Origin of the sequence: Halococcus morrhuae DSM 1307 (assembly GCF_000336695.1) — an archaeon.
In the GTDB taxonomy this organism is placed as follows: domain Archaea; phylum Halobacteriota; class Halobacteria; order Halobacteriales; family Halococcaceae; genus Halococcus; species Halococcus morrhuae.
In genome coordinates this window covers 1-11,525 of sequence record NZ_AOMC01000006.1, presented here as the reverse complement: position 1 = coordinate 11,525, position 11,525 = coordinate 1, and the positions used below count along the sequence as shown (strand labels likewise).

Genomic DNA, 11,525 nt, shown 5'->3' with positions numbered 1-11,525 from the left:
GTCAGCAAGAGCGGTCGTTTCCCGACTGATTTTCACTCCGAACGAGGGGTGTCGTCGCGCCGATCACGCCGGAACGCCACCGTCAGAAGTCAAGTGGCTGCTTGTAGGCCAGAGATAGATATATGTCACTGGCACAATGATCAATAGCATGGTTTCAAAGCCTACCCAACAGACGCTAGGCACTGCTTGGACGATGGTCGTCGTCGGAATTTCGACGCTTCTGATAATACTCGCCTCCAGCAGCGACGGAGCCGTCTGGGGTATGCTTGGAGTGGTCGTTGGAACCGGCTGCGCGCTGCTCGGGCTATATGCTGGACAAAATGGGAATGGCGATCCGGCCCGTGCGTGTCAGAGTTAGAGGACGATTGCGACAGCTACATTTCGATACCGGGGTGCTGCCGCGCCGATCACGCCACCGGGACCCTGTAAACAGGGGAGTGACTATTGACAGGGTAAACCCTGAACAACCAAGCATATACACTATAATCAGGCAGAAACACGCCTTAGTATGCCATACCATCGAAACTACTGTGCGGAATGTGGTTGGTCTGCTAGCACAGAGACCTACAGTAGGAAGGAAGTCGTCTCTCGTGCCATCGAACATTTTACCGAAACGCGTCACACTATCGAGGGCGAACACACTGCGGAACTGGACCAGATTCCACTGAATGATGCCCGCTGAGGTGCGAGCAAGACAATTAGCACCGCAACCACAGACTGCACCGTGGTGCCTCACGGCCCCTGTCGGGGCCGGAGGTCAGGCAGGGTAAGTATGAGACGCGAACTGGATCAGAGCGTTAACCGTGGAAATGATGCTACTCGGTAGCATGGTCAAAAACGAGGGTTTCTGGGCNGGGTAAGTATGAGACGCGAACTGGATCAGAGCGTTAACCGTGGAAATGATGCTACTCGGTAGCATGGTCAAAAACGAGGGTTTCTGGGCAGACTGGTCAGAAGGTGGGCCGCTTTAATTCGGTAGCGGGGTGACGAGAAGGGTGCTCGATCTGACCAGCGGAAACAGTGGGGGTGTTGGATGCAGCCAACGGAACGCTTCCGGAGTGTTCTCACCAACACCAGCTTCGAGGAGAGGGGGCAATCTTTACAGAGTCTGGCGTAGTGGTGGCCAGTATGACACGGGGCCTGATTCAGCTGGATGATGACCCGGAGTCGGAAACCGTCGTGTTGGGAACGCTCCCACAATCGGGGAATCGATATGAGCCAGAGTGACTCGACAACATTGCCGTCACGGTGTCTGAACTGCGGATTTGAAGCGGCCCCTGGGAGCGATGAATGGGGACAGGTTGAGGCTCCGCCGCTCGGAATGATGGTGCAATGCCCAGAGTGCGGGAGTACGAATGTATTGAGCCGCCAATAACTGACTCGAAGTGACTGCTGTGGGACTCACAACCGCTCACATTCACGAAGACTCTTTGAGCGTTGCCGCCTAGAGAATAGCATATGAGCGAAATCATCTCAACTCCGGACACACTTGGTGGGGCACCCCGGATTGAAGGGCGACGTATCGGTGTTCACCACATCGCAAAGCAGGTGCTTGACGCAGAGGTTGATCCGGCTCAGGTTGCTGCAGACTACGATCTAGAGCTTGCGGATATCTATCGAGCGCTCACGTACTACTACGATCACTCCGACGAAATGCGAGCAGTTCGGAAACAGCGCCAGAGTATTCCAGAAGGGATGCACGTCGTGGAGGGTCCCGACGACCTGGAGCGTCGTGATGGTGTGGAGAAAGAGGCGTGAAATTCATCGCGGATGAGCATATCCCTCCAGCGTTCGTGAAAGCACTCCGTGGAGAGGGATATGATGTCGTCGAGATCGACGAAACCGTCGGACTTGGAACAGCCGATGATTCCATTCTGGAGTATGCGGTCGAACAGCGTCGGGTGGTCATCAGCGAGGACACGGATTTCCGTGGTGCAGATTCGACGCTTGATCTGGAAAATCATCCAGGGATTCTCGCGTGTGATACAGCAGCGGNGGTCATCAGCGAGGACACGGATTTCCGTGGTGCAGATTCGACGCTTGATCTGGAAAATCATCCAGGGATTCTCGCGTGTGATACAGCAGCGGCTCCAGGAGCAGTAGTAACCGCCGTCCGGCGTATAGACGAATCAACTGACGATCTCACGAACACTATTCTGTTCGTGCCCGGCGGGTGGATCAGATCTGGTTACGACTGACGAGCTATGTCTCTTACAACGAGGCGAGCTCACGCGTCGCTCAGAGTGGCGTGGGAACTCTTGGAACACTTGGAAATTGAAGGGCTCGCTGACGTAACGGAATCGTGCACGACGCTACGGAGCGGTGCTTTAGGTGCTGTAGCGGTCACGGAATGTTTCCCCGCCCACAAAACTATTCGATGGACCAACCCGTAAAATGAGAAATTTCGTGTGGGTACACACAGACTTTTCGTCATTCATATCGAACCTTATGTATGGTCGACAAACGCGACCTCGACGGAACAGTGGCTATCGTTACCGGCGCAGCAGGGGACATCGGTGGTGGCCTCACACGTGAACTGGCCGCAGCAGGATGCAATATCGTCATCGCCGATCTTGGTGTCTCTGAATCTGCGGCTGACGACGATTCTAAACCGGATAACAGAACACATGCCACAGAACTCGCCGACGAACTCGAATCAATGGGGTCCGAAACGCTGCTCGTTGAGTGTGATGTCACGGACGCAGAGCAAGTTGAGGCAATGGTTGAGACGACAGTTGACGAATTTGGCGGGCTCGATATCCTGATGAGTAATGCTGGAATTATCACCTCCTCCCCGGTCGAGGAGATGGACGAGGACGAGTGGGACGCTGTAATGGATGTCAACGCGAAGGGGATGTTTCTCTGTGCGCGCGCTGCCATTCCGCACCTCAAAGATGGCGGCTCCATCATCAACACTGCCTCTATTGCCGGAGAAATTGGTGCCGGAGGAATCGCCCACTACGCAGCGTCAAAACACGCCGTACTGGCGCTCACGAAAACGCTTGCACTCGAACTCGCTGAAGACGATGTGACTGTCAACGCAATTTGTCCCGGTATCGTCGATACGCCGATGTGGCGCGATGTTCTCACGCCCGCAAGCGAGGAGTCCTACGACGACACGATCCAACGTTCAATTCCGCTTCATCGAGACCAGAAGCCTGAGGACATGGGTCGGCTCGCGGGCTTCTTCGCTGAGAACCGCAATATCACCGGTGAAGCGGTCAAGGTTGACGGCGGTATCACTCAGGACGTGCTGTAGAAAGCGACCAGAATTGCGCAACATTCCTAATCTCGAGGCACGGGGTTGCGCGTCGAGATCATACCAATCCTGATTTTGCACATCAAATAACCGAACACACCGACTTCGATGTGCAAAAACAGCACCATACCCGCTGATTTCGTGTGCGTGACTCGATAGCAGTCAGACGCCCGTATGCCACCTGCACGACAAAACGGGTGGTCAGCAACCCGAGCAGAACACCGTTGGAGGGCCAATGTGCAAAATGCGGCCAGCTATGAGAATCGAAGCTAGTAGCGAGTATGCATGCGAATCGTCTTTTCGACGACGTTGGCGAACCAACGAAACCACCCAGGTGAGGTCACCGACGGCGCGTGGGGGTGCCGCTTGTGAAATACTCTCAGCGGCTCCAGTCTACCCAGTGGTCAGATGCTTATTCGAGGGTGGCGAGAATGCGGATATCGGTATCGTCGTGACGCTCACGTTCGGTTCGTGCGCCATGATCGCGGAGGAAGGCATCGACGCGTTCGGTGAGATTGGCTGACTGTTGACCGTCAATGTGAACGATGAGCGTCGGGTGTTCGCGGTCGCTGTTATCGATGACGAGCGAGAGCTCGTTGAATTCCTCGGAGTGGCGGTAATCGCTGAACTGCTCGGCAACGAGATCAGCGAGATCGGCGAGTGAGTGATCAGACGGTGAGCGAGTCACAATTCAGTCGGAGGTTGGCCATGCTGGAGTATTACAGCTGTCGGCTGAGAAAGCGGATGCTTTCGGCGGCTCCGGCCTAACCAGAGCGTACTACTGGCTGCTGAAGCCATTCCCCAATTGAAAGGATACAGATCGCAATTTGACATCGTACGGCTGCTTGTGCCGAGGATCTTCTTTCCAATCACTGTTTATTGAAGCGAAATTACATACACAAGTATTATTATGTTTTGGTAAGATTTGCCAGTGTGCCAATACCAAATCCGGCTATTTTGGCTCTCGCACCACCATTAGTCGCAATTATCCTTGCGATGGTGACCCGACAAGTACTCATCTCACTGTATGCCGGTATTTGGACAGGGGCGCTGATCGCGACCTCGGGTGATCCAATCGCGGCGGCAGCTCTCTCGCTTGACTGGATCGTTGAGACCGTTCGCGATCCGTTCAACGCGACGTTTCTTGTCCTGATCCTCTTGATGGGAGCGGGTGCAGCATTCATTTACAAATCCGGTAGTATCCTTGCGCTTGAACAGTGGGTTGGTGAGAAGGTTGAAACCGCCCGCGACGCGCAGATACTCACTTGGCTGATCGGGATCTTCATCTTTTTCGATTCGTACACGAGTACGATCATCACGGGCAACGCGACAAAGGAACTCTCCAACTCGCGATACTCTTCGCGTGAAATGCATGCCTACGTGCTTGACTCAACAACCTCGCCGGTGACGACATTCGGACCGATCTCGAACTGGATCGGATTTCAGGTATCGGTCATTGCACAGGTCATTACTGCCGGCACTTTGACTGTCGCCGCCATCGGCGCATCTCCATATGAACTGTTTCTACAAAGCATCCCGTGGAACATCTACTGTCTTATGGCCTTCCTCATGGTGGGGATCATCGCTATTACTCAGCGTTTCTACGGACCGATGCTGGATGCAGAGTGGCGCGCACGGAGCGAACGGAAAACGATGCGAGAGGGAGCATCGCCGCTTTCGAACGTCAGTTCTGATGTCGGTGAGCCAAGCGAAACGAATCCGACGTTAGTGAACTTCTTTGCGCCGATTGTTGCACTCATCGTTGCTGGACTCGTTTCGATGTGGTGGCTGGGTGGTGGTGCGTCGCCGACTGTCGGTCTTGCTCAAGCGTTTCAGGAGACGGACATCGCCCGAGCGTTGCTGTTTTCAGCGTTTGCGTTCGCCGTCGTTGGGTTTCTTGGAACCGTGACCACTGGGGCGCTCGATCTCGATACGGCGAGCGATACGATTATAGATGGATTCAAGACGATGATGATTGCGGTGGCGATCATCGTTCTCGCGTGGACGATCGGTCTGGCAGCCGAACAGGTTGGGACGGCTCAGTACGTCATCAACATCGTGACCGGGAGCGGTCTGCCCGGCGAGACGCTGCCAATTCTGATATTCGCCATCTCCGCATTCATTGCGTTCACGACCGGTACATCATGGGGAACAATGTCGATCGTCACGCCACTTGCATTGCCACTGGGTTACGAGACGGTAGGGGCAGAAATCCTTCCAGTGCTCTTGGGTGCGCTCCTCGGTGGAGCTATCATGGGCGATCATTGCTCACCGATCAGCGATACCACAGTCATGTCGTCGATCTTCTCTGGGTCGGATCATATTGATCACGTCAACACTCAGATTCCGTTTGCACTGACTGGTGGCGGTGTCGCGGTCGCGATGTATGGCTTGTATGCATTGGGTTTGACTTCACCAGTTGTGATCTTGCCGATCGCGCTCGTGATTACCGTTGGAAGCGTGTTTGTCTTCAATACGATTGATGCCCGTCGAAAGGACCTCCCAGCAGTAATGCCGACTGTCGAAGAAGTCGAACAAAGCACGTCAGAGTTTGGTTCGGATGCTGAATCTTCCTCAACCGGACTGGTGGAGCGAGCATCGGCGAACTTCGAGCTTGTGAACATGGTATCGGTAGTTGCGGTAGTCGTGACGATCGCTTATCTCGGATCGGTGCTGGCACTGGCCGCATTCAGTGGCTGAATACGCAGTTCACACCATCTTCTGAAGATTGCCCACGGTCAGGAACCCTCTTGAATCTGCCGGACAGCAAGGTATATCGGCTGCCGACAACAGGCAAATACGATGGACATCGCGTGCCCAGTCGACGAAGCCGTCGCACAAGTCGAGACGGGTGATACCGTCGGAGTCGGTGGCTTCGTCGCCATTGGTCTGCCAGAGTATCTCCTTGAGACGCTGGGAACCCGCTACAGTGAAACCGGATCTCCGGGTGATCTCACGCTGTATCATCCTGCCGCCGAAGGCGATCGCCAGGGACGGGGAGTCTCGCATCTCGCCCGTGACGGGATGCTCGAACGCGTCATCGGAAGCCACTGGGGATTCGTTCCGGAGTTGATGGAACAGATCGCCGCGGGTGACATTGAGGCATACAACCTCCCGTTCGGGGCGATGGACCACCTGCTTCGTGACACAGCTGCCGGCAAACCGGGAACGATCACGAACGTCGGATTGCGGACGTTCGTCGACCCGCGACAGGACGGTGGCAAAGTGAACGACACCACGACAGAGGACCTTATTGAGGTCATGGAATTCGGCGGCGAGGAGTACCTGTTTTACCACTCGATCCCGCTTGACGTGGCTCTGGTGCGTGGGACGACGGCCGATGAAAATGGGAACATATCGATGGAGCGGGAGGCGCTGAAGGCGAATATGCTTGCGACTGCACAGGCTGCACACAACTCCGGGGGAACGGTCATTGCACAGGTCGAGCGTGTAACCGAGGCGGGGACGATCTCCCCGCGCGAGGTGGACCTCCCGGGGATCCTCGTGGATACAGTCGTTGATTCTCCACCGTCCCACCACCGCCAGACGTACGGCGAAGATTACAGTGGTGCACTGAGTGGTGAAATTCGGGTCCCCGAGAGCGATAGCGATGAGAATCGGCCAGCACTCACCGAACGGAAGGTCATCGCACGCCGTGCGGCAATGGAGCTGGTTCCGGACGCCGTTGTCAATCTCGGGGTCGGGGTCCCGGAACTGGTCCCGACGGTCGCGACCGAAGGTGGTGTCGGGGATGAAATCACACAAACCGTCGAAGCAGGCCCTATCGGTGGATCACCGTCGGGTGGCATCAACTTCGGGACGGCTGTCGACCACGACGCGCTCGTCACTTCACCTGAGCAGTTCGACTTCTACGATGGGGGTGGGCTGGATATCGGCTTCCTCGGAATGGCAGAGATCGATGCCGTTGGCAACGTCAATGTCAGCCGCTTCGGTGCCGATATCCCGGGCTGTGGAGGGTTCATCAACATCACACAGAACGCTGAGCAGGTGGTTTTCTGTGGAACGCTCACGGCAGGTGACCTCGACGTTGCTGTTGGCGATGGCGAGATAGAGATTCGAAGTGAGGGAACGAACCGCAAATTCGTCGAGCAGGTCGAGCAGGTGACATTCAGTGGCGAGTACGCTGTTGAGATCGAGCAGCCGATTACGTACGTCACCGAGCGAGCAGTTTTCGAACTGACTGATTCGGGCCTTGTATTGGTTGAAGTCGCCCCGGGAATCGACATCGAGAGGGAGGTACTCGGAAAGATGGGATTCGATCCGATCGTCGCCGATGAGGTTTCAGAGATGCCGCAGGCGCTGTTCGAGGAATCGATGTTTGCGCTTCGTAGATACGTTGAGTGAGGCATTGCTCTCGATTGAGATGGGGCGGCGTACAGGGTGCGAACGAGAGTCTGAGTCCGGATGAGAGTTCGAATCGTAGAGGATGATGCGGGGCGTAGATAGCGGCTGAATTCAGTCCCTTCTGGTGCCCTGATAACCATATGAAGATCGGGGCTTCTGGACCGGGAGTCAGAAAGGAGTACCTTCTGGACAGTCATTAGAATGGTGAGAAGTGGGATATGAGTGTGCAGAGGCTCTTCCCATGTTTTAACTGGCTTTCCTGATTGTGGGACTGTAGATGGTAGATAACTTCAGCGAGAAGGTCGATTTTATCTGGTCGGTCGCCGATCTTCTCCGCGGAGATTACAAACAATCGGAGTATCAGAAGGTCATTCTCCCTCTGACGGTGCTCCGTCGGCTCGATTGCGTCACCGAACCCACCAAGGAGGCGGTCATTCAGGAGGCAGCAGACCTCGATGAGCGTGGGATCGAAAACGTGGGTCCCGTCCTCGAAAACGTCTCGGGCGCGCCCGTCTACAACACGAGCGAGCACACCTTCGACACGCTAACGAATGCCCCCGAAAACCTCGCAGAGAACCTCCAACACTACGTTCGACAGTTCGATCCCGAAACCGAAGAAATCATAGAAAAATTCGAATTCGATCACCAGATAGAACGCCTTGACGAGGCTGACCTGCTCTACAAGGTCGCTACCTCGTTCGCTGAGATCGACCTCCATCCCGAGAGGGTGCCTAACGAGGAAATGGGCTACATCTACGAGGAACTCATCCGCAAGTTCTCGGAGCTCTCGAACGAGACAGCAGGTGAGCACTTCACGCCACGAGAAGTTATAGAATTGATGGTCAATCTTCTCTTTACCGAGGACGACGACGCGCTTAGACAGCCCGGTGCGGTGCGAACGTTGTACGATCCAGCCTGTGGGACGGGTGGAATGTTGAGTGTCGCTGAAGAACACCTCAATGCGTTGAATGACCAAGCACACCTCGAACTATTTGGTCAGGAGCTCAATCCCGAGTCCTACGCAGTGTGTAACTCAGATATGATCATCCGTGGTCACGATCCCGACCACATCGTTCACGGTAACTCGTTCACCGAGGACGGGTTTGGAAGCGACACGTTCGATTACCTACTCTCGAATCCACCGTTCGGGGTATCTTGGAAGAAAGTGAAAGAGCAGGTCGAACGCGAACACGACGAGCAGGGATTCGACGGGCGCTTCGGCGCGGGCACGCCACGCATCAACGATGGCTCGATGCTATTCCTTCAGCATATGGTGAGCAAGATGAAGCCCGAATCGAAGGGTGGCTCCCGCCTCGCCATCGTGTTCAACGGGTCGCCGCTGTTCAACGGCGGGCCGAACAGTGGCGAATCGGCCATCCGGCGGTGGATCATCGAAAACGACTGGCTGGAGGCGATCGTCGGCCTCCCGGAGAATCTCTTCTACAACACCGGGATTCGGACCTACATCTGGGTGCTCTCAANACCGAAAACCGGCCGAGCGCGAGGGGAAGGTCCAACTCATCGACGCGCTCGAGCTGTACGACGAGATGGACGAGAGCCTCGGCGACAAGCGCCACTACCTCACCGGCGAACAGATCGACGAGATCGCGGGCCTGTTCGGGGACCTGGAGGCAAACGGCCGCTCGAAAATCGTGGATAACGCCGAGTTCGGCTATCGGCGCATCGTGATCGACCAGCCGCTTCGGCTGAGCTTCCGAGCCACCGCCAAGCGGATTGACTCTCTCGACGACGAGCGCGCGTTTACGAACCGCGACGAAGAAATTCAAGAGCGTGTCAAGGAAGCGCTGTCGGGCCTGGACCCGGAGAAGGTCTGGATGGACAGAGAAGAGTTCCTGAACGACGCGGAGTTGCAGTTGAACATGGCCGGCCTCGACCTGCGCGACAGCGTCTACAACGCGATCGAGCGCGCGCTCGGCGAACGGAACCCGGAGGCCGAAATCTGCCGGAAGTCCAATGGCGACCCCGAGCACGACACCGATCGCCGCGAGAAAGAGCGCGTCCCGCTGAGCACGGACCCGCGCGAGTATTTCGAGCGTGAGGTCGCGCCGCATCTGGAGAACGCGTGGATCAACGAGAGCAGCAAGTACCACGACGATCAGGATGGCGAGTTGGGCGTTGTGGGCTACGAAATTAACTTTGACAGACATTTCTACGAATACGAGCCACCGCGTCAACCAAAAGAAATAAATGAAGATATTGAACAGATCACGAGTGAAATTACAAGTTTACTCGATGGGAGTCATTGAATGAACGATGAGCAGTCTATTCAGAGGACGAATTCTTCTCAGCACTCAACTGAGACGGACAATCTACACGAAACAGAATTCCCTTGGTTGAGGGAAATCCCACCACATTGGACTGTCTCTCGGCTCAAATATTTGCGAGACCCGTTCATTCCTATCGTCTATGGTATCATTCTTCCCGGACCAGATCAAGACGAAGGAGTTCCAATCATCAAAGGAGGTGATTGTAAAACAGGAGAACTCAACCCCGAAACACTCTCTAAAACAACTCCTGAAAAAGCGTCCGAGTACCAGCGTTCCCGACTCAGAGCGGGCGACCTCGTGTATGAAATCAGAGGGAGTGTCGGGAGAGTAGTCAAGGTGCCGCCAGAACTTGAAGGTGCGAATCTCACACAGGACACGGCTCGGATAGCTCCCCGTGAGGATGTGAACGAAGACTGGCTCATCTATGCGCTGCGTTCCGAAGTTTTCCGTCAACAGATGGACCTCCACACACGGGGCGCAACCGTACAGGGTGTGAATCTATTCGACCTCCGGCGAGGGATTTTACCAATTCCACCACTCGAAGAACAACGAGCCATTGCCGAGTTCCTCGACCACCACACCGCCCGTACTGACGCACTCGTAACGAAACAGAAGCGTCTCCTCAATTTGTTCGATGAGAAACGGCAATCACTCATCACTCAGGCCGTTACAACAGGTCTGGATTCGACGGTAACGACGCAGAGCACGGAGGCGCAATGGCTGGCCGAGATTCCCGAACACTGGGATGTTGTCCGAACTCGCTTCGTCGCCCGTTTAGAGTCCGGTCACACGCCAAGCAGATCGAACGACGAATACTGGGAGGACTGCAATATTCCGTGGGTCACGACATCTGACATCAAGCCCTTCCGTGAAGGACAGAAAATCCACCTCGAAGACACGGAATACAAAATCAGCCAACTCGGATTGGAGAACTCGGGCGCACGAATTCTCCCCGAAGGCACGGTTTTCGTCTCGCGGACCGCCTCAGTCGGATTCTCTGGAATCATGGCTGACAAAATGGCGACTTCGCAAGACTTCGCCAACTGGGTCTGTGGCGACGAAATCATTCCCGAATATCTGCTGTACGTCTTCCGCTCAATGGATCAGGAGTTCGACCGACTCATGCAAGGTTCGACGCATCAGACCATCTATATGCCTGATATCCGTTCGTTCAAAACCCCACTCCCACCCGTGGAGGAACAACGCGAAATCGTTGAGCACATCCAAAACGAGACGGAGCAACTCTGGAACCTCATCGACAACGTAGAGCGGTCAATCGACCTGCTCGAAGAGAAACGCCAGGCGCTCATCACGGCCGCGGTCACGGGCCAGATTGATGTTACCGAGAACCGTGATGAAACCCACGCCACTCACAGATGACCAAAATCTACGACGAGGAGTCCTTCGGGGATGCCATCGAAGCCCACCTCTGCGAGCACGGCGGCTACACGACGCTGCCAAGCGACGAGTTCGATGCCGAGCGCGGGTTCTTCCCGGATACCGTCGTCTCGTTCATCGAGGAGACTCAACCCGAGAAATGGTCCGAGCTCGAAACTCGCCTCGGCGGCGACGCGCGCGGTGAGTTCCTCGCACAGCTCGACAGCGCACTCGAT

10 protein-coding genes are annotated in these 11,525 nt (G+C 55.5%); 9 read left to right on the top strand and 1 reads right to left on the bottom strand.

Going from position 1 to position 11,525, the window contains the following annotated elements:
• Positions 1-1,458 precede the first annotated feature (1,458 nt).
• The 3 genes from C448_RS00200 (at position 1,459) to C448_RS00190 (ending at position 3,259) form a co-directional block, all read left to right on the top strand.
• Entirely contained in the window at positions 1,459-1,758 is a 300-nt protein-coding gene (locus C448_RS00200) for a DUF433 domain-containing protein (RefSeq protein ID WP_004050990.1), read from the top strand.
• Positions 1,755-2,198 (top strand): DUF5615 family PIN-like protein, encoded by a 444-nt coding sequence (locus C448_RS00195; protein ID WP_049915989.1) that lies wholly within the window; start codon positions 1,755-1,757, stop codon positions 2,196-2,198. The genes C448_RS00200 and C448_RS00195 overlap by 4 nt, the downstream gene beginning before the upstream one ends.
• A gap of 254 nt (positions 2,199-2,452) precedes the next feature.
• Positions 2,453-3,259 (top strand): SDR family NAD(P)-dependent oxidoreductase, encoded by an 807-nt coding sequence (locus C448_RS00190; protein WP_004050985.1) that lies wholly within the window; start codon positions 2,453-2,455, stop codon positions 3,257-3,259.
• A gap of 412 nt (positions 3,260-3,671) precedes the next feature.
• Here the strand turns inward: C448_RS00190 and C448_RS00185 are convergent, their stop codons facing one another.
• Positions 3,672-3,947 (bottom strand): hypothetical protein, encoded by a 276-nt coding sequence (locus C448_RS00185; protein WP_004050984.1) that lies wholly within the window; start codon positions 3,945-3,947, stop codon positions 3,672-3,674.
• Positions 3,948-4,255: 308 nt separating this feature from the next.
• On the opposite strand from C448_RS00185, the gene C448_RS00180 reads away from it, so the two are divergent.
• From C448_RS00180 to C448_RS00160, 6 genes are all read left to right on the top strand, one after another.
• Positions 4,256-5,959 (top strand): Na+/H+ antiporter NhaC family protein, encoded by a 1,704-nt coding sequence (locus C448_RS00180; RefSeq protein WP_004050983.1) that lies wholly within the window; start codon positions 4,256-4,258, stop codon positions 5,957-5,959.
• A 102-nt stretch (positions 5,960-6,061) separates the two neighbouring features.
• The gene (locus C448_RS00175) at positions 6,062-7,624 is read left to right on the top strand and encodes an acyl CoA:acetate/3-ketoacid CoA transferase (RefSeq protein ID WP_004050982.1); all 1,563 of its coding nucleotides are present in this window, start codon (positions 6,062-6,064) and stop codon (positions 7,622-7,624) included.
• Positions 7,625-7,901: 277 nt separating this feature from the next.
• Positions 7,902-9,284, top strand: a complete 1,383-nt coding sequence (locus C448_RS00170) for a type I restriction-modification system subunit M (RefSeq protein ID WP_004050980.1) — start codon at positions 7,902-7,904, stop codon at positions 9,282-9,284.
• Positions 9,172-9,891 carry a hypothetical protein gene (locus C448_RS16575; RefSeq protein WP_004050978.1) on the top strand — a complete coding sequence of 240 codons (720 nt, stop codon included), beginning with the start codon at positions 9,172-9,174 and terminating at the stop codon, positions 9,889-9,891. Before C448_RS00170 ends, C448_RS16575 begins: the two co-directional genes overlap by 113 nt.
• The gene (locus tag C448_RS00165; RefSeq protein ID WP_080503130.1) at positions 9,892-11,292 is read left to right on the top strand and encodes a restriction endonuclease subunit S; all 1,401 of its coding nucleotides are present in this window, start codon (positions 9,892-9,894) and stop codon (positions 11,290-11,292) included.
• Positions 11,289-11,525 (top strand): hypothetical protein (locus C448_RS00160; RefSeq protein ID WP_004050975.1); only part of this gene is annotated, 237 nt, incomplete at its 3' end. The genes C448_RS00165 and C448_RS00160, both read left to right, overlap by 4 nt.